Annotated in this window: 22 protein-coding genes and 1 tRNA gene; 15 read left to right on the forward strand and 8 right to left on the reverse strand. The window is 41.8% G+C overall.

Going from position 1 to position 18083, the window contains the following annotated elements; translation table 11 throughout:
• The coding region (locus BC351_RS24940; protein ID WP_144028443.1) for an IS3 family transposase at positions 1–354 on the forward strand (354 nt) is incomplete at its 5' end.
• A 281-nt stretch (positions 355–635) separates the two neighbouring features.
• Here BC351_RS24940 and BC351_RS24945 read toward each other — a convergent pair.
• Together BC351_RS24945 and BC351_RS24950 are read right to left on the reverse strand one after the other, a co-directional pair.
• The gene (locus tag BC351_RS24945; protein ID WP_079416116.1) at positions 636–851 is read right to left on the reverse strand and encodes a hypothetical protein; all 216 of its coding nucleotides are present in this window, start codon (positions 849–851) and stop codon (positions 636–638) included.
• A 112-nt stretch (positions 852–963) separates the two neighbouring features.
• Positions 964–1509, reverse strand: coding sequence for a DUF4352 domain-containing protein (locus tag BC351_RS24950; protein WP_244209166.1), 546 nt, complete (start codon positions 1507–1509; stop codon positions 964–966).
• A gap of 183 nt (positions 1510–1692) precedes the next feature.
• Here BC351_RS24950 and BC351_RS24955 point away from each other — a divergent pair, with 183 nt between their 5' ends.
• Positions 1693–2403, forward strand: a complete 711-nt coding sequence (locus tag BC351_RS24955; protein ID WP_244209167.1) for a copper amine oxidase N-terminal domain-containing protein — start codon at positions 1693–1695, stop codon at positions 2401–2403.
• A 90-nt stretch (positions 2404–2493) separates the two neighbouring features.
• Here the strand turns inward: BC351_RS24955 and BC351_RS24960 are convergent, their stop codons facing one another.
• Entirely contained in the window at positions 2494–3993 is a 1500-nt protein-coding gene (locus tag BC351_RS24960; protein WP_079416122.1) for an alpha/beta hydrolase family protein, read from the reverse strand.
• Between the two features lie 299 nt (positions 3994–4292).
• On the opposite strand from BC351_RS24960, the gene BC351_RS24965 reads away from it, so the two are divergent.
• From BC351_RS24965 to BC351_RS24995, 7 genes are all read left to right on the forward strand, one after another.
• Positions 4293–4994, forward strand: coding sequence for a response regulator transcription factor (locus tag BC351_RS24965; protein ID WP_079416124.1), 702 nt, complete (start codon positions 4293–4295; stop codon positions 4992–4994).
• Positions 4991–5986 carry a sensor histidine kinase gene (locus BC351_RS24970; protein ID WP_079416126.1) on the forward strand — a complete coding sequence of 332 codons (996 nt, stop codon included), beginning with the start codon at positions 4991–4993 and terminating at the stop codon, positions 5984–5986. Before BC351_RS24965 ends, BC351_RS24970 begins: the two co-directional genes overlap by 4 nt.
• Positions 5987–6125: 139 nt before the next feature.
• Positions 6126–6899 carry an ABC transporter ATP-binding protein gene (locus BC351_RS24975; protein ID WP_079416299.1) on the forward strand — a complete coding sequence of 258 codons (774 nt, stop codon included), beginning with the start codon at positions 6126–6128 and terminating at the stop codon, positions 6897–6899.
• A 64-nt stretch (positions 6900–6963) separates the two neighbouring features.
• On the forward strand, positions 6964–8850 hold the full coding sequence (locus tag BC351_RS24980) for an FtsX-like permease family protein (RefSeq protein ID WP_079416134.1): 1887 nt from the start codon (positions 6964–6966) through the stop codon (positions 8848–8850).
• A 206-nt stretch (positions 8851–9056) separates the two neighbouring features.
• Positions 9057–9572, forward strand: a complete 516-nt coding sequence (locus tag BC351_RS24985) for an RNA polymerase sigma factor (RefSeq protein WP_079416136.1) — start codon at positions 9057–9059, stop codon at positions 9570–9572.
• Positions 9553–10581: a hypothetical protein gene (locus BC351_RS24990; RefSeq protein ID WP_079416138.1), complete on the forward strand. Its 1029-nt coding sequence runs from the start codon at positions 9553–9555 to the stop codon at positions 10579–10581. The genes BC351_RS24985 and BC351_RS24990 overlap by 20 nt, the downstream gene beginning before the upstream one ends.
• A gap of 175 nt (positions 10582–10756) precedes the next feature.
• Complete coding sequence (locus BC351_RS24995; protein WP_144028520.1) at positions 10757–10942, forward strand: hypothetical protein; 186 nt, start codon at positions 10757–10759, stop codon at positions 10940–10942.
• A gap of 95 nt (positions 10943–11037) precedes the next feature.
• Here the strand turns inward: BC351_RS24995 and BC351_RS25000 are convergent, their stop codons facing one another.
• The 3 genes from BC351_RS25000 to BC351_RS25010 all read right to left on the reverse strand — a co-directional run bounded on the left by BC351_RS25000 (position 11038) and on the right by BC351_RS25010 (position 12857).
• Positions 11038–11343 (reverse strand): hypothetical protein, encoded by a 306-nt coding sequence (locus BC351_RS25000; protein WP_079416142.1) that lies wholly within the window; start codon positions 11341–11343, stop codon positions 11038–11040.
• A gap of 124 nt (positions 11344–11467) precedes the next feature.
• Positions 11468–12001, reverse strand: coding sequence for a TlpA disulfide reductase family protein (locus tag BC351_RS25005; RefSeq protein ID WP_079416144.1), 534 nt, complete (start codon positions 11999–12001; stop codon positions 11468–11470).
• 220 nt (positions 12002–12221) lie between these two features.
• A complete protein-coding gene (locus BC351_RS25010; protein WP_079416145.1) occupies positions 12222–12857 on the reverse strand; it encodes a stalk domain-containing protein in 636 nt (211 codons plus the stop codon).
• 161 nt (positions 12858–13018) lie between these two features.
• Here BC351_RS25010 and BC351_RS25015 point away from each other — a divergent pair, with 161 nt between their 5' ends.
• Positions 13019–13711: an RDD family protein gene (locus tag BC351_RS25015; protein ID WP_158082221.1), complete on the forward strand. Its 693-nt coding sequence runs from the start codon at positions 13019–13021 to the stop codon at positions 13709–13711.
• Positions 13712–13723: 12 nt separating this feature from the next.
• Positions 13724–13966 carry a hypothetical protein gene (locus BC351_RS25020; RefSeq protein WP_079416149.1) on the forward strand — a complete coding sequence of 81 codons (243 nt, stop codon included), beginning with the start codon at positions 13724–13726 and terminating at the stop codon, positions 13964–13966.
• A gap of 615 nt (positions 13967–14581) precedes the next feature.
• Here the strand turns inward: BC351_RS25020 and BC351_RS25025 are convergent.
• Positions 14582–15658, reverse strand: a complete 1077-nt coding sequence (locus BC351_RS25025; RefSeq protein ID WP_144028521.1) for a hypothetical protein — start codon at positions 15656–15658, stop codon at positions 14582–14584.
• Positions 15659–16055: 397 nt separating this feature from the next.
• Between BC351_RS25025 and BC351_RS25030 the strand changes: the two genes are divergently transcribed.
• Positions 16056–16277 carry a hypothetical protein gene (locus tag BC351_RS25030; protein WP_079416153.1) on the forward strand — a complete coding sequence of 74 codons (222 nt, stop codon included), beginning with the start codon at positions 16056–16058 and terminating at the stop codon, positions 16275–16277.
• 200 nt (positions 16278–16477) lie between these two features.
• Positions 16478–17065, forward strand: coding sequence for a CBO0543 family protein (locus tag BC351_RS25035; RefSeq protein ID WP_079416155.1), 588 nt, complete (start codon positions 16478–16480; stop codon positions 17063–17065).
• A 59-nt stretch (positions 17066–17124) separates the two neighbouring features.
• Here BC351_RS25035 and BC351_RS25040 read toward each other — a convergent pair.
• Positions 17125–17196: transfer RNA gene (locus BC351_RS25040), tRNA-Lys, on the reverse strand.
• A 172-nt stretch (positions 17197–17368) separates the two neighbouring features.
• On the opposite strand from BC351_RS25040, the gene BC351_RS25045 reads away from it, so the two are divergent.
• Positions 17369–17845: a DUF5680 domain-containing protein gene (locus BC351_RS25045; RefSeq protein WP_079416157.1), complete on the forward strand. Its 477-nt coding sequence runs from the start codon at positions 17369–17371 to the stop codon at positions 17843–17845.
• Positions 17846–17885: 40 nt separating this feature from the next.
• A complete protein-coding gene (locus tag BC351_RS42410) occupies positions 17886–18056 on the forward strand; it encodes a hypothetical protein (protein WP_158082222.1) in 171 nt (56 codons plus the stop codon).
• Positions 18057–18083 lie beyond the last annotated feature (27 nt).

The following is an 18083-nucleotide window of genomic DNA, read 5'->3' on the forward strand; positions in this document are numbered from 1 at the left end:
ACAGACACGATTGAGGCACTCATGAAGCAAAGAAAATTGAAGTTGCACAAGAAAGCGTTCATCCATTCGGATCAAGGGAGTCATTATACGAGTCCCACATACCAAAAACTTTTGAAGCAAAAGGGATTAGGTCAATCGATGTCTAGAAGGGGGAATTGCTGGGACAATGCGCCACAGGAGTCGTTTTACGGTCATATGAAGGACCATGTTGACCATCGCAGCTGCCCAACATTGGCAGAACTACAACGTAAGATTGACGGTTACATCCGCTACTACAACAACAATCGATATCAATGGGGATTAAAAAAGATGACCCCTGTGCAATACAGGAATCATCTATTGTTAGCTGTCTAGATTTAAACTGAGTTTTTTCAAGTGTCCTTGACAAAGGGTCCAGATCAAACATCCAAGGGCTTTTTCGTGCTACCACCTAAATTATGTTCATCAATGCCTTATTCCTACTACTTCTTTTTTCTGCTCTTACCATGATTTGGTTTGTTATCCTTTTGGTCTTTAGCGTGATTCTCTTGTTGTTTGTCGTGTGTTGTCATGACATCATCCCACCTGTCTGAGTAATTTGAAACATAAATATTGTACTCATCTAAGGAATAATGTAAGCATCCACTTTGTGCCAATTACTCACTATCATCAAGCAATACATATGCTTCCAAAGCCTTATCAAATACGATGATTTGACTGCCATCGCCATACTCCATGTCATTGACCTCAAGATGATTAAGCGTCTTCTCTTCGCCAGTTTCCCTATGTTTTACATGATATTCCATGAAGTCATCCCCCAAAATAATAAATTCCTCAAAAACTGGCAGCCGCATAGCAGCCGCGAATCCCATTTGGGCTCTGCACCCATAATAATGTTACACTTTAGAGTACCTCCTCGCTATTGGTAGTTGAAGGAAAAAATAAAATAAGCCCGAGCCTCCAAGCCCGGGTTGATTTTAATTACTATTCAACTTTTAACTTGATTTCTTTTCCCGTGAAACCGCCCTGTGCCTTTAAATATAACCCTTTTGCATCTTTAGGAACATCATAGGCCACATATCCAGTAATGCTAAGTCCGGGATTAAGCTTTTTTAAGAAAAAAGATTTATCCATTCCGACTGCCATCATTGCATCTGAAGAGCTTGTAAATTCTCTCTTTTGATCATCATATAATTTATAACTTGCAGCATCTACCGTTATTGCATCTTTTTGATTATTTACAACAGTTAACTTGATAATTTTGAATACACCGTTTGCAGTTGCTCTAAGCAATTCATTGTCACCGACTATTTCTTTACTCTCCATACTCTCTACGGTTATCTTAACATTCGAAGAAGTACCCTCTTTCAAAAGCTGATCTGGCGTTGGCACCGGTGCTTTTGTTTGATCTGCTTTAGCAACCGTTGTTTTGCTTGTATCTTTCTTCTCCTCTTGCTGTTTTCCGTTTACGCATGCTGTCAGTACTAGAGTTGTTATTAGAGCAATTGCAGCTGATTTAAATAATTTCAAAGAAAATCCCCCAATACTAGTTATTATTCCCATTTCCGATTATAACGAGACATCCTTTGTTGGTCTACAAATTTTGGAAGAAAGGCAGGAATTTCGTTATAAATCGACAATATCAGACTATCTGGTAGGATTTGGCGTGGACATTAGAGAATATGTGAGGATACAAATTGAGGAGGAATTTACTTGAAGAAGAAATTATTAATTGCTCTTGGACTTAGTGGAATAATAGCGGCATCTGTTGCGGTCGGTGCCTATGCAGCTTCGGATATAAAACTTTTCGTCAATGGCAAGAAGACAACGGCAAGCGTTGAGATTATTGATGGATCAAGTTATGTTCCTTTGAAATTTGTCGCTGAGGCTCTAGGTCAGGAAGTTCGATGGGATGAAGCCAAACGCGAAATACACATTGGGAAAGAGGCGGACACTTCTTTAGTTGGATACTCGAGAAGCAATCCAGCTCCTGTTAACACAACGCTAACCTTTAAAAAGGAGTCCATCCTAGAAAATTATGAAGGTGAAGTGAGTATTAAAGATGTTATTCGCGGCAATGATGCCTGGGCATTGATTAAAAATACCAATAAATTCAACTCACCGCCAGCAGAAGGCAAAGAATATATGTTGGTTAATGCCACAGTTAAAATCACTGGAAACCAGAAAAAGGATACAAAAGTTGATATCTCTTCCGTTCATTTCACCTTAGTATCAACCCAAGGCAAGGATTACGATGCTATATCGGTTGTATCCCCTGCGCCTACAATCAACACAAGTTTATACGTAGGCGCTGAAAATACTGGATGGTTTGCCCTACAAGTAGATAAAAAAGATACTTCTCCTTTGATAACTTACGCAAGGGCAAATGACGGAACTGGTGGAGTTTGGTTTAAAACGAAATAAATCGAAACCCAAAAATCCCCCGCCAGCCAATAGGCCAGTGGGGGATTTTTGGGTGGAACGTAAGGAGATCTACAGCTTTTCCGTAATTTATCATAGCGAGGTTACGAACTTCATCTCCGGAAAGCGGCTATCCGGTCCTTTCATTAAGACTCCGCCTTGATTTTTCAGATACCTATCGAAGAAATCCAGCATATAAGCATTGATAACGGAGTTCGCTCTTTCTGGCGCAATCTTTCCTGTAATGCCCAGCATTTTGAATATCGGAGAAATGAACTGTACGTCGGCGAAATTCAAATGCTCCGAATTTTCGATATAGAGGAATTGTCCCCCTGAGTCGACCGATTCGCGCATCCGTTCAAGCTCCAATTTTTTGTCTTCCGTTACTTGATCCATCCACTCTCTTGTGTTGCCCATACGTTTAAGCTCTGCCTCCGTGTAGACCCGGTTATCCATCACCATTTTTAATTTTTCGAATTCACTTTCCGAGTTGATGAACAAAAACGGCTTTCGCAGACCCTCTCTGTAACGCAGTCGATAAAGCCCTCCATCCAAGTCTATTCCAACCGCGATTCGCGGATCGTAAGAAGCGTCATAGGCCGTCGCTCCGCCGATGGAATGACCGAACACCCCGACATGACCGAGATCAATCCTCCCTTTTAGATGACTTGGAATCTGCCCCGATTGGATAATCTCGAATTGGTCCAGCGCAAACGCCACATCGCCGGTTAGAACTTTTCCCAACTTGTCGCGATTTCCGCTTTCCGTCCGGTAATCATGGTCGGGCGAGAATAAGTCGTTGGTTGAGATGGTCGTGATTCGACCGTCTGGAAACTCGGTTGCAAATGTATTGTAGGTGTGGTCGATCACTGCCACGATATATCCATGACTCGCGAGATTTTCGGCTTGCGACGTGTGGAGGAACCTGGAAGAGCCGAAGCCGGGATTCGCAAGGATCAGCGGGTATGAAGTCTGTGCCGAAGAGACTTCGGCCCCCGAATAAGCATGACTGGATACGTACTTCAGGTGCCCAAAAGTAAACCCGGGAAGGCCATAGTTCGCAGCCATATAACGTAAAATCCGGGTATCGGGAATAAAGGGAGCGTACTTGCCGGTGCCAGCTTGAGCCGGATACCATACCTGAACCATCAATTCTCTCTTACCATCTCTGGCTTCGCCGAAAATCTCTTCCCTATTCGTATCCACGAAATGAAAAGTTTGCGTTCCTACCTTAAATTCGCCTGTCGGTTCAGGTAGTTTAAATACAGGAAAAGCATACATAAAACCCGCTGTTACGACCAGCATTATCGCTATAACGGTATAAGCTGAACCCAACATGAATCGCGGGATTTTTTGGGGGCCGGTTTTTCTGAAATAGCTATAACCTGAAATGGCTAAAAAAATGATCGTTATGCAGTATGGGAAAAATAGCTGAAATCTGTATCCCTCCACCGTCCAATGAATGACCAGTAAAAGTGTGGCGATCCCGCTTGCAACGAATACTGGAATTCTACGCCGTCCTTTTTTTAATAGGACTGTTAATGCAAACAAGCCGATGTTTGACAAAAAAAGCAGCAGTTCAAACAGCCTCATCTCGATTCTCCTTTTAAAAGATTTCTATTTTCGTTTGTTCCAATCTTATCCGGCCAGGCTGGCCTAAGCTATCGATTTGCCTTACATCTACCTTACAATTTTGTAATTCGATCTTGCGGTATTGGAGGACTCGTAAACCGGTTTCTTTTCAGCTTGATAGAGTGCCGCTTACGTTTATAATAGAGATTACAACGGAACCTAATCCGGCCTATTCAAACCATAGAAACACAGTAAGTTCCAATCGCTCTTCGGCGAAGGCATGCTGGTGTTTTTTTAAATCAGAAAAGGAGCCAAGTCCTATGTTTAGTATCCTGATTGTAGAAGACGATCTTAAGCTGGCACAGCTGCTTCAATCATATATGGAGAAATACGGGTACCTGGCTGAAGCAGTCCAGGAGTTCGACCGCGTTATGGAGGTGTTTCAGGACATTCGTCCAGATCTCGTGCTGCTCGACGTCAATCTGCCCCGTTACGACGGCTATTACTGGTGCAGGCAAATTCGAACGGTCTCCACCTGCCCGATTCTGTTTATCTCCGCCCGCGACGGCAAGATGGAGCAGGTCATGGCGCTGGAGAACGGGGCGGACGATTATATCGCCAAGCCCTTCGATTATGAAGTGGTAATGGCCAAGATCAAGAGCCAGCTTCGCCGCGCTTACGGCTCATACGCCCTAGGCAAGAGGGAACGGACCGTGGAATGCGCAGGACTCGTGTTGTATCCCGAAAGGCTTGAGCTAACCTTATCCGGCAAAAGCGTAGATCTCAGTCATAAAGAATCCTTGCTGATGGAAACACTCATGGAAAGCAGCTCCAAGGTGGTCAGCCGCGATTGGCTTCTGGACAAGCTGTGGGACAGTCAACAGTTAGTTGACGACAACACGCTTAATGTCAATATCACACGCATCCGCAAAAAATTATCCGAGCTCGGCATTGAAGAAGCATTGGAAACCGTGCGGGGAGCCGGGTATAAACTACGGCCTTTCTGGAGGGAGGAGCCATGAGGCTGTTTTGGAGAGAACATGTTCCGTTAGTGTTCATGTATGCCGGGCAGCTTCTGCTGACTGTTTATATGTGCCGCTTATCCGGTTTCCGAAATACCTTCGATCTTGTGTACATCTGCATGGTAAATACGGCCTTATTCGCTTTTTACTTGATCTACCGTTATATCCGCCATTTTCGATTTTATAGGAGTCTGACTCGTCCTCTTCCGTCAATTGACGAATCGGCCGAATTTGTCGGGAACGCACCGCTCGCGGATGCACTTGGACATCTGCTCCAGGGGAAGTATCGTCTTTATCAGAACGATATTGAGCGGTACCGTAAGAAGCTAAACGATCACATCACCTTTATCAATCAATGGGTGCACCAGATGAAAACTCCGCTATCCGTTATGCACCTTGCGGTTCAGAAAGAAACCGACCCCTTCTTTGACAGCATGCGAGAGGAAATAGACAAGCTGAAGAAGGGGCTTGACACGGTGCTGTATACCTCACGATTGGATGCGTTCGAGCAGGATTTCGTAGCGGAGCCGGTGCATCTTCGTCAGCTGGTCGGGAAAGTGGCGGCTGAACACAAAAATTTATTCATCCGAAGTAAGGTCTTCCCGGAAATCCAGGTGGATGACCGATTGATGGTCATGTCCGATGACAAGTGGCTTGCCTTCGCACTCGGCCAATTAATCACCAATGCGGTACGGTATTCGGCCGGCGCAAGCAGCCGTATCATGATTACCTCTGAGGTCCGCGGACAGCGAGCCGTTCTTGAGATTCGGGACAACGGCGCCGGCATCCCGCAACAGGATATCAAGCGGGTGTTCGACGCGTATTTTACAGGGGAAAACGGAAGACGTTTCAGCGAATCCACTGGCATGGGGCTCTACCTGGTTCGGGAGATCGCCTCGCGGCTTGATCATCGCGTCGAGCTTGAATCCGAGCAGGGACAAGGAACAGCAGTACGTATATGGATGGGAATCGCGCATGTTCAAGCTCCTTGAACATGCTTTGTTTTTATTACAGCCTTGTAAGATTTGTTTAAGAATAATCGATGGGATAGCGACCCAGGATCGGTTATGATTATGCGAGAGAGCCTTGGAAATTGGAAATTCCGACCGTATGAAAGGAAGAATGCTTGATATGGATATGTTAATCGTGCGCAATCTGGGAAAAGTTTATGATGGCAGCATCGCGTATAGGGCGATGAGCGACATGAATCTGGTTGTCGAGAAAGGCGAGTTTGTCGGCATTATGGGTCCTTCAGGCAGCGGCAAAACAACGCTGCTGAACGTAGTATCGACAATCGACACGCCTACCTCCGGGGAAGTGTTGATTAATGGGGAAAACCCCCATTTGTTATCCAAACACGATCTGGCCCTGTTCCGCAGACGGAAGCTGGGCTTTGTCTTTCAGGATTTTAATTTGCTAGATACGTTGACCATCGGGGAAAATATCATTCTCCCTCTTACGCTGGATGGGAAAAGCGTGAAGGAGATGGACGCCAAGCTTCATCTGGTGGCCGAAAAACTGGGCATCACCCAAGTTTTGAATAAACGAACCTATGAAGTGTCGGGAGGGCAGCGGCAGAGGGCAGCCATTGCAAGGGCCATCATTCATTCCCCTTCGCTGCTGCTGGCCGATGAGCCGACGGGAAATCTCGATTCCAAATCCTCACGTGATGTCATGGAAACGATGGAGGCCATCAACCATACCGATCATACGACCATGCTGCTGGTCACCCATGACGCTCTCGCAGCTAGCTACTGCCACCGGGTCGTATTCATCAAGGACGGTCGGCTCTATAATGAATTTTACCGGGGGAACAACCGGCAGGCCTTCTTCCAACAGATTATCGATATGCTTTCGCTAATGGGAGGGAATGCACATGAGCTTTCACCGCTTCGTGTCAATTAAGAGGAGTTCCCGGCTTATCCTGTCCATGATGACCATTACGGTCATGGGTCGGGAGGGTCACTAAATGACGTTGCGACAATTTGCCTTCCGCAATGTTAGCCGGAACAAACGAACGTATGCCGCTTTTTTTCTGAGCAGCACGTTCTCGGTGATGATCTTTTTCATTTATGCTGTTTTTATTTTTCACCCTGCAATTAGAAATTCCGGTTTCAATTGGTCGGCGGTTGAGGCAATGACGGTTGCGGAATATATCGTGTATGTGTTCTCCATCTTTTTCGTATTCTATTCCTTCAGTGCCTTCCTGAAATCCCGCAAACGGGAATTCGGCGTGCTCATCATGCACGGCATGACCTACAATCAGCTGCGACAGATAGTCTTTATCGAAAGCATGGTGATCGGCTTCGCTTCCATTGCGGCTGGTCTTGCCGCCGGCATGCTGTTCGCCAAGCTATTCATGATGATCGGAGCCGATGTGATGCAGATGAGCCCGCTGCCATACTACATGCCAAGCAAAGCAATTCTGCTCACTCTGTCCGCATTCGTGCTGTTGTTTCTCGTCATCTCCGCGTTCACTGCCGCATTCGTACGGGCCAGCAAGCCAATCGATCTGCTGAAAGGCGGCGCCAAACCGAAGCCTGAGCCTAAATCATCCGTTTTTCTTACAATTACAGCGATCTGCCTTCTTCTTGCGGGATACATCATATCGTTCCTGGTTAAAGGCGCCACTGTCGTTTTCGCTCTTTTGCCGGTCACGATCATGGTCATCATCGGCACTTACTTTTTGTACACACAGTTGAGCGTGTTTGTGATTCGCACTTTAAAAAGCAACCGTTCTGTCTTTTTGCGCAAAACGAATGTGCTCGTTTTTTCTGACATGGCTTACCGCATGAAGGACAATGCCCGCATGTTCTTTCTCGTGACGATCGTTTCGACAGTCGCCATCTGCGCCATGGGCGGCTTGATGGGATTTCTGGAAACAATCCACAAACAAATCTCGGATGCGTACCCGTTCGCCTATAACTACATCCAAACCACCGGCGATGTCGGGCAAGCAGCCGATCAAACGAAAATAATCGAACAAGTGCTCAAAGAACGGGGAATTCGTTATGATAAATTGTCCGTCCATGTAGCGAACTTCGATTCGATAAATGGACAATCACTGAACTTCATCCGCCTGTCCGAGTATTCCAAGCTTGCCAAAGCCTTGGATTACCCGGTACTGTCACTGCAGGAAAATGAAGCCGCGATCATCTGGACTATGAAAGACCGGCCGTTACCGGACCACGAGTGGTCCGTAAAGGGAACATCCATCACATTGGGCATGAAACAAACCATCGGAAAGGCTGTCACGCCTCCCATTGTCGATGAACCGCTGTTGATCGTTCAGGATCGGATGCTTGACTCCTTTGGCAATCCGAAAAATGATCAGCTTCTAACCGCTTACGATACGGACAGCGCCGATTCAACGGCGGACACGGGGGAAGCCATCGCTGGGCAGCTTGGATATGCACAAACTTCCGGTTTTTGGTTCGCAGCTCCTGCCTATTTGGAGGAACAGATGAAGCGGACCTATAATCTGATGCTTTTCGTCGGGTTGTTTGTCAGTTGCGTATTTTTTGTTGCATCGGGAAGCTTTCTATATTTCCGGCTGTTTACCGACCTGAACGATGACAAGATGAAGTACAGTTCCATAACGAAGATCGGGTTGACCGACAAGGAGCTTGAGAAGGTGGCAAATCTACAGTTGGCGCTATTGTTTTTCGTCCCGCTCGCGGTCGCGCTCATCCACAGCTCGGTTGCGCTCTACGCTCTGCATAACCTGTTCCATTCGCCGGTGATCCATTCGGCCATAACAGTCTGCATCGTTTTCCTTGCCGCCCAATTCCTGTACTTTTTACTGATCCGTGCCCGTTATTTAAAGCATTTGAAACAATCAGCGGGCTTGGTGTAACAACAACGTACACCTATGATGCGTTTTGGAACGCGTTGCAAACGAGAGTCAAAAAGGATGCACCTTTGTCCAATTCAGGAACCTCCTCCAACACATATTTTTTTCCAGTCAGCCGATTGATAAGTTTGTTATACATGCAAAAAAATATATCAGAGTAATGGGATATTTTCGAGTCATCAATCGTGTTGTATTTAGGAGGCGAATAAATGGAAAACAATTCTTTATTGCGTACGGATAAAGAGTTGGCTGAACTCTATCAACGGCATGTCGATCAAGTTTACAGGCTGTGCTATATCTATTTGAAAAATCCCGTTGATGCAGAAGACGCTGTTCAATCTGTATTTTTAAAACTGATCAAATCTCAAATGGTCTTCAATGACCACGAACATGAAAAAGCGTGGTTGATAGTAACCACCAGAAATCACTGTAAAGACGTTCTTACAAATTGGTGGACAACCCGTCGTGTGGCTCTAAATGCTTTACCGGAAGTTTCTTCTTGGAATGGTCATGAGCCATCGGGGAAGGTGCTTGCAAGACTGCTTTCACTTCCAGAAAAGTACAAAATAGTTTTATATCTTTACTATTTCGAGGAGTACTCGGTAAAAGAATTATCAAAGATGTTAGGACACAAAGAAAGCACGATCCAAACACAACTATCCAGAGGCCGCAAACGCCTCAAAATTGATTTGGGAGTGAACTATCTTGAGCAACAAAAATATTAATCGGCTGTTCGAAGCCCTTACGCCCACAACCGAACAAAACGAAAAAATGTTTCAGAACATTCTTGCGCAAAGCCAGAACGAAAATACAAGACGCAGAGGATTTGCACCCGTGAAACGCGCAAGATCTGTAGTATTGGCAGCCGTGCTGATGGTTTGCTTAACGACAACAGCTTTTGCTGCGGCATATACGGGATTAGATAAAACATTCTTAAAATTTCTTAGCCCAGTAAATAATGAGCAGGCAGAATATTTGTCAAATGGCGCTTATATGGTTGACAAACAAGTGGCAAACGAGAATGGCTCGCTTACCATTAAGCAAGTTATCGGCGACAGCAATCTAACCTATATCTTAATGAACTTTACTGCGCCAGAAGGCACTGTTCTAAATGCAGCGCGTTACCGTTTCGGGGATAGCATGATTACGACTGATCAGGACTATCAGAGTATAGGATTCAAGGTGCTCGACGATGGAAATCCTGTTGACAATAAAATTAGCTTGGTCATGAATATTATGACTAAAAATTCAATCGCGGGACAAACCGTTAATTTCAGATTCAAAGATTTACAAGCAGCAGATCCACTTCCGGGAATTTTTGAAACGGTCATACCAGGTTCTTGGGAAACAGCTTTTAAGCTGGATTTCAAGGAGTACTCTAACCTTTATCAGATTGATCAAAACATTACCATGTTTGGTTATGAGGCATTATTAAACACGATCTCCGTCTCGCCAATTTCGATTTCTTTAAAGATTCAAAGTAGATCATTGAAAGAGATTAACGAAGCCGCCGGTAGATTAAAGGAAATTGGTCAAAATAAATATTCGGATAACTACCCTATCACGATAAACTATAAAGATGGTTCCTCTGAAACAACTAGCATTTTTACTGGATTGCATTTGCTAGATTATCTAAATGACCAAATGCTTACGATCAAAACTTTTGAACATGTTATAAATGATAAGGAAATCGCATCTATCGTATTTTTTGATAAAGAAATAGCACTAAATTGACCTTATAATCGTTGGTGTGAGAGGTGTGTGAAAATAAACGTGGAACAGGTATAAGATCAAATAAAAAAGAGAGCCATTTTGACTCTCACAATTAATCGCTGCTACTGCTACTGCTGCTGCCTCCGCTGTCACTCCCACCTCCACTGTCACTTCCGCTTCCGCTAGAGGAATCATTGTGATGGTGATGGTGATTGTGATGTTGGTGATCATGATGAATATGGCTATGGTTATTATGATGATTGTGGTGATGGCGATTCATATCATGATCCGAAGAATTATTAACAAAGAAATCAGAGCCCTGATTGTGATCATGGGCAGAATTGCTTCCCCTCTTCCTTTCTTTGTTGAACAAACCAATTAGACAAAAAACAACGAATAGAATGACAATAATAACCATCAAATTCATCAAATCAGTCCCCCCTAATCATTCATTACAAATATTCCTATTCTTCACAATTAATCAGCATAGAAAATAACTTTAACTATTGCAGTGTTAGACAGCTTATCATATAACTCATTGATTAATGTATGATAAACCACAGCTACATTTGCTTTATAATTTGAAAGGTCATCCGCTAATTTTCTTAACTCATCCCCATCAAATGATTCATCTTCATAATAATCACAAAGTCTGCTTAAATAAAGATAACTTCTATATACATTTTCTTTCTGATAAAATATAGCCTTATGCAAATCATCATCAATAGGAAAAAAGTCTATCATAACATTATTACTATCAAACATATGACCATCTAATGCCATGTACCTACCCCCGAAACTTTTTTCATTTAACTTGCTAGAACATCTTCCATTATAAGGTACCATGTGTACGGAAAAAAGCTGCATTTCGGCAGCTCTTTTTAATCTAATTATTTGAATTAATTTGCTACTCTGTTCCGATTAACTTCTTAATTAACTCATCCGCATTCTTGAAATTAACATCCTCTGTCACCGCTAAAATTGTGCCATCTTTTCGAACAAAATAATTCGTAGGTATCCCCATAACTCGATACTGGGATGAAACCGTACCTTTGTCATCATACAGAACAGGAAAACCTATCTGATATTCTTTAATGAATTTTTGTGCATCTTCTACATTATCACTCATTGTTACATTTACTGATACAAAATCAATTTCGCTGCTATATTTTGAATATAGCTTATTTAACTCTTCCGCTTCTTTTTTGCAGTACTTACACCATGAAGTCCAAAAATTAATTAATTTAGGTTTACCACTGTTTCCAGTTATAGCGTGTGATTGACCGTCTATATCTTTTAAACTAAAATCAATCATATTACCGTCGTACCTATCCAACATTATATAATCAACAGGTTTAACTGAAAAATGATTAATCAATGTGTAAGATACAATAATAATAAAACCAGCTAAAATAACTAATGACACTACTTTTTTACTCAAATGTTCCCCCCGGAAAAGCCACGATATGAATAGTTGAAAATCGTATACCTAAATATCGTAACATATCTTGCCAAATAATTGAATATATCGATTGAAAAATACGGAGACAAAAACCATTAAAAACCACATATTCCTTACGGCTTTTAAAAAGCCCGCGCGATAATCCGCACAGGCATTTATAACTCACATACGTATATGTATTTTTGATAACATCATCTAACTATTTCAATTTAATAGGCATTGCCTGAACAGGGTTATATTTACTTCCATCCGTAGATCCTTCTAATACAAAATCAATGGTCTTGATATCGTCCAAGTTCATATTTACTGGAACTACAATTTTTCCTTTTTTCACTGTCTGTAGAGAAAAGCTGCCATTTAAGTCATCCGAGTAATTGACGGGATTGCTTATTTCGATAAAGTTATCATAATTCAAACGAATACTTCCCTTTGTTGGAGACCATTCCAATGTGGAGTATGTTGTATTTTCAATACTCACATCGAATATTATGGCATTAATGGGATTTTTCGTTTTGCTATTTTCATATGCCGTATCTAAGGTAATTTTGGAAATTTTCATCAATAAACTCCCAGACCATATCGTTGTTTCAACTTCATACGTTTTCGTATTTTTGATATTAATTGTACGTTTAGATTCATCCCAGTTAACATCTGCTCCTAATGCTTCTGAAACTGTGCGTAATGGCACATAACTCAAACCATTAACAATTTGGATATCAGCGTTAACTTGCTTTCCATGAACAAATAATCGAATATCCGTTGCGGCATACGCACCAATTCCCACTCCAAAGATCAGAACCAATACCATGCATAAAGCTACTAGTTTTTTATTCATTTCTAGTTTCTCCTTATTTTTGGGTTATCTAGTAACTAATTCGACAATATTTGGCATTTTCCTGCAAGTTTAATATTCTACTTTAAATCTTGAGAAATGAAATGGTACTCTTCCTCCCACAAAGAATTTCCACATTGTTACATTTGAGTTCTAATGATACAATGAAAAATATTATTTTAGGGGGAGAAGTTTTGTCGAACTTTGCACCGAAAACAAAGGAAGAAGAAATGATGGCATACGAAAATCAAGTACAGAACGACATTCAATACATAGCTTTTTGGAAGCGAGTCCAGATGCATCTCTTGGACTTTTTAATCATTGGCATTCCTGCCGTTCTGTTGTACAGATTCTCACTAAGCACATCGATTAAAATTAATTCCGTTTTTCCACTCATCATTTATTGGCTATTATTTTGTGCTTATTACGTGTTCATGACCGTCAAGTTTGGCGGAACGCCCGGAAAATTACTTAGTAAAGCTAGGATTGTAGATAAGAACGGGAGATTTCTTCATATAGGAACTGCCTCAATTAGATACCTACTCACCTTTCTATATGCCATTATTATGGTGCTCAAACTTAAAGAAGGAATTGATTTAAAAGTTAGTTCTAATGATATCAACCACTTTATTAGCACTCATGAAGGGTATTTTTCATCCATCGGCAATTTCATTGGAATTATCACTTTCGTTGAATGTCTTATTGCGGCATTTAACAACAAGAAAAGGACATTACACGACCTAGCTGCTGGAAGTTATGTCATTTCTCATGATACATTTAAACGGATGAAAGAGAACGCTGAGATCCGAATTGATTTAACTCGTGAAGATACCTTCATATCAACTCAAAACGATTAAAGGAGAGCAATCTTGTTTAACAGACTCTTTAGCAACATATATGTTAAGCTTTCATCATTTAAACAGAATATCAAGACACTCCCTGGAGATCTCAATACATTTAATGAAAATTGGATTGCAACCATTCGCTTAGAAATCGATGAAGTGGAATTATTCCTAAATAACGTAGGTTCATTGATTGAAAATGGTTTCGAAGCTACTGAGATTATCGCTGTCATTTCAAAGATTAACGATTATTGTTTACAGGCTGCCTAGTTCACTTATTGGTTTAGAATTTATCACTGATAAAGAACTGGCAGAACAGATTCAGGTAGCAGCAGAATTGTATGAAAATGAACCGGATAAAATGTGGCATTAATTAAGGAGGCCGCCATCCCCTTTTGATGTAATAATAAAAAAATAGGCCTACAACGGTTAAAGTTGTAAGCCTATTTTGTATGCAAACGATGGCACAGGACTAGAGCCCCTATCCCCAATTTGTCTTGAGAATCCAGCAGCTCAGTTCGGCTCATCTGACGATGAAAACCTGCATAAGTGCAGGAATTTTCGGGTGAATTCGGTTAAAAAGTGGAAATTGCTGCAATTGTGCAGGTAATTCCATCTTTTCCAGCCTTTAATCCAGAAAAAGCCTCAAAAGCCTGCACAAACGCAGGAATTTCATGATTGAGGCTACTCCAAGAGCAAAAAAGATGCACAATTGCAGGTTTATGAAAAGCAACTAACGTTAGAGCGAGACTGCATCATGGGACAGTTCCTACCCTGCAATCTTCCACCCGATACTTAGTCACTAAGGGGTAAGCTTCACTCCCCCAAACCCCAAGAATATCAAAAGAGCTGAATGCTAAGCAGTCAGCTCTCTGCGTTTGCGGCTTAATTGCCGTAAAGCTTATTCAACCAATGTACGCCTGTTGGAACCTGCTTCCCATTGCTTTCGATCTCAATAACATCCACATATGGCTCCTTGCTCATTTTCTGTAAATCCTCTACGTAGGCCGTACCTTCTAATTCTGTAAAATAGAATTTAACAAATTCGGTTTGCTTCGGTCTCATCAAAGTCATCACTTCCAGGCCGGTATCATACCAACTGACTGTATATTCTTCTTCATTCTCTTTAATCCCAGCCGCATAAATTTGAGAAAGGGTCAAGTTATACGTTTTAACCAGTTCATCAGGTCTTATCATTGCGTTATTTTTGAATGTGATAGCAAATTTGACTTTATTTCCGCCAGTTGCAAATTTTAAGTTTCGAGCGGCCCCAAGCTTATAGGATTCAAGTTTATCTTTGGAATTAATTAAGGCGTAACTCTTCTCTTTGGCCGTATTGGCTTCATCTTGCCATGTATATTGCTGGAAGGGATTATCGAACGAATTGGGAAGATAGTAATCCCTATATTTCTTATCTGTCTCCTCTGCATCTTTGAACTTAATCGTTGCAATCTCATCGTCTGTTTTGACCAGATCATTAAGCGTTCCATTGGGTTGAGCATATCTTTGCAAAGAGCGAAAAGATACTTGAGAATCCCCTTCCACGGTGTGGAGCCAAGCCGTATAGAATTCATAGGTCTTATCTTTGTTTAATTCATTAATGTTCAGAATTGATAATTTGATTTCTTCGCCATCTGCATCGGTGGCTAATTTTCTAGTAAATTTAGCACCAGGAGCATTGGTGAACATAAGTTTTGATCTTAAGTCATCGAATTGATTCACTTTGTAAAGCAGTGCAGGAAAAAATTGACGATTAACATCATGATCTTGAAACAGTTTTAATTGATCAGCATTCCATTGGAGCTTACTCGTCGTCATAAGTATCTTATTCTCGATTTTCACGGATTCCACAGCTGTTTTGCTTGGTAAATCCCAGTTCGAAACGGACTCTGCATAAGCAGTGGTTCCAAACACCATTGCAGCTGCACTAATTGCTACTATCTTCTCCCATTTGGACATCAAACAATCCCCTCCTTTCTCTATATTAGCACAATTTACCAAATTATTCCCTTTTATCACATTGTTTTTTTATTCCCTCTTTGCAGTTAGCTTTTTTCAATCGCATACATAATTAAATGGTCTTAATTAAAACATATACTAACGAGACATACGGGAGGGAATTTAGATTGAGTCTTTTTCATCTGGGTTACATACTTGCTCTTGGTATTCCACTAGTTCTCGGCAGTATCGGAATTGCATGGCTAGTTTTTCATCGAAGCAAGAGAAAAAGCCGGTAAAACGGCTTCTTTCTTCTCCTCCTACGAATCTTTATTTTTTCTTTGTTAAAAGACACAAAAAATCCACATTCCTCCTTCTAAATATGTTAAATTGATCTTATAACCTACTTGGAGGAGCTGCCTTGAACAACATGACAGAGAAACTCGTTTCTCAACACCGACAATATGTGAAAGACAATCCAAAGGAGCTTGAGAAGTACGCTACATTATATGAGCATATGCTCTTTTATTTCACTGTTATTAGGGGGATCGATGAGCAAACAGCGCTAGGGTATATTCACGATCTAAAAACGGATTTATCCTGCGACATTGTAACAGCCATTGTTTCGAGTGAGATCGTTTAATTTAATCATTTATTACCAAGAAGAGGATAATAGCCTCTTCTTTTTTCTATTTATGCTGCTTCGTATTTCTTCCCATCCGTTGTCCACTTTGATTAATTAAACGGTTCTTGAATAACTCTACCCATATATGGAATACTACTGACGAAAAAAGTATGGTCGATACTTCCAACAACGAAGTAAATATAAGGAGTGTTCCTGTGATGCTTACTGAAATAGAAGAGTTATCGAAGAAGCTCCATCAATTAGAGATGGATTGGTGGATTCATCATGATCTATTCACTTTTCAATGGTGGTTTATTGTCGTGGTTAATCTGCTGTTTTTCTTGGCATTCCTTTTTCTTATGGACCGAGGAAGAGCTCTTAGAATTACGGTAGCCTTCTTGCTGAGCTTTATCATCCTGGGAACATTTGATCAAACAGGCCAATTCTTCGGGCTATGGAGTTATGCGCATGAGTTCATTGGTTTTACTGAGAACTACAATGCTGTTGATTTTCTGGCTGTGCCAAGCATCTTCGCTCTCACCTATCAAATGTTTACGCCATGGCGAATCTTCTTAGTGGCAAACTTGCTTGTTTGTCTGTTGAATGCATATATTGCAGAACCTATTTTCGTCGCCCTTGGTATTTATAAATTAGATAACTGGAGCTACTCAGGGTCCTTTGTTCTTTTGTTCGTTGTAACACTTTTAGTCAAATCCTTAACGGATCTGATCGGCAGTGATAAGAATACCGAGGATTACCGGCCAAAGTCGCAGCGTACATTCGGAAACAAAGAAAAAGCTCGATAATTGCACCGCAAAAAAATAATCCCCACTCGCTAAAAAGCAAGTGGGGATTATTGCATGAATAGGCTCGGTGGGGGTCGAACCCACAACCTACCGGTTAAGAGCCGGTTGCTCTGCCATTGAGCTACGAACCTGCACAAGTTCAGTTCGTTCATAATACCATAAGGACTTGCTATGGTCAACAAGTTCTTTGCATAATGAAAAAACTTAAAAATCAATCTGACTTTTCAATTGCCAATATGCTTTGCTTCCGTTAAAATGAATATCGGATCATACGTTCGCAATCTATCATTTAAGGGGTACTGCATGTCAATTGAATTTGAATCTTTAACTCATTTCCTTGTAAAAGCCAAAAAACAAGCTTATGCCTCGCAAGGCGATGAAGCCACTGTTCGCTCTTTCCTCAATGGCTCCAAGCAATTAGAAATTCGCTCCGGCGACTATTTCTACAGAGACATCTATTTTGGCTTTTCTTTCTTTACAGGTATAGAAACGGTGGAATATCGAGACCGGCCCATCTGGTCCATGGTATATTCCGGCGGGATTACGATGCCCGATGCTTCGCGGGAAACGACCGTGCGCCTCTTTTCTTTTTTGAGGAATGCGCTGCGAATGGTAGATAGTGAGCATCCTTACCGCGGCCCGCAGGCTCACGAAGAGCACTCCTATTTGTATCAAAATGAAGTGAGCGGCACCTTTGAAAGCTTTTCGGGGCACGAAACGATTCATACCCAGAATACGAAAGTTTATGAATTGAGATACAGCGGCGGCATTATTTTATAAAACTCATTCTACAGTCAGAAAAGAAGGTAGCAGGTATACGATGCAAGATCCAACAATTTTTGAGCGCATGCGTAACAAATATGCCGATGAAGACAGAGCTAAGCTCGTGATGCTGCAGTTAAGAACTTTAATGGAACAAAAGAAAAAGAAGAAATGGTATCAGAAATTGAAGACTCCGACCAGAACTCAGCCAACCAGCTGGAACGAATAACAGGTCTGGCTTCGCACGCAGAATCCA

This window comes from Paenibacillus ferrarius, from assembly GCF_002027705.1.
In the GTDB taxonomy this organism is placed as follows: domain Bacteria; phylum Bacillota; class Bacilli; order Paenibacillales; family NBRC-103111; genus Paenibacillus_E; species Paenibacillus_E ferrarius.

Excerpts from the sequence above, each read along its gene's own strand:
- BC351_RS24945 (WP_079416116.1), bottom strand. The coding sequence starts at position 851 with ATGGGATTCGCGGCTGCTATGCGGCTGCCAGTTTTTGAGGAATTTATT.
- BC351_RS24960 (WP_079416122.1), bottom strand. The coding sequence starts at position 3,993 with ATGAGGCTGTTTGAACTGCTGCTTTTTTTGTCAAACATCGGCTTGTTT.
- BC351_RS24965 (WP_079416124.1), top strand. The coding sequence starts at position 4,293 with ATGTTTAGTATCCTGATTGTAGAAGACGATCTTAAGCTGGCACAGCTG.
- BC351_RS24970 (WP_079416126.1), top strand. The coding sequence starts at position 4,991 with ATGAGGCTGTTTTGGAGAGAACATGTTCCGTTAGTGTTCATGTATGCC.
- BC351_RS24975 (WP_079416299.1), top strand. The coding sequence starts at position 6,126 with ATGGATATGTTAATCGTGCGCAATCTGGGAAAAGTTTATGATGGCAGC.
- BC351_RS24980 (WP_079416134.1), top strand. The coding sequence starts at position 6,964 with ATGACGTTGCGACAATTTGCCTTCCGCAATGTTAGCCGGAACAAACGA.
- BC351_RS24985 (WP_079416136.1), top strand. The coding sequence starts at position 9,057 with ATGGAAAACAATTCTTTATTGCGTACGGATAAAGAGTTGGCTGAACTC.
- BC351_RS25000 (WP_079416142.1), bottom strand. The coding sequence starts at position 11,343 with ATGGCATTAGATGGTCATATGTTTGATAGTAATAATGTTATGATAGAC.
- BC351_RS25010 (WP_079416145.1), bottom strand. The coding sequence starts at position 12,857 with ATGAATAAAAAACTAGTAGCTTTATGCATGGTATTGGTTCTGATCTTT.
- BC351_RS25015 (WP_158082221.1), top strand. The coding sequence starts at position 13,019 with ATGAAAAATATTATTTTAGGGGGAGAAGTTTTGTCGAACTTTGCACCG.
- BC351_RS25035 (WP_079416155.1), top strand. The coding sequence starts at position 16,478 with ATGCTTACTGAAATAGAAGAGTTATCGAAGAAGCTCCATCAATTAGAG.
- BC351_RS25045 (WP_079416157.1), top strand. The coding sequence starts at position 17,369 with ATGTCAATTGAATTTGAATCTTTAACTCATTTCCTTGTAAAAGCCAAA.
- BC351_RS42410 (WP_158082222.1), top strand. The coding sequence starts at position 17,886 with ATGCAAGATCCAACAATTTTTGAGCGCATGCGTAACAAATATGCCGAT.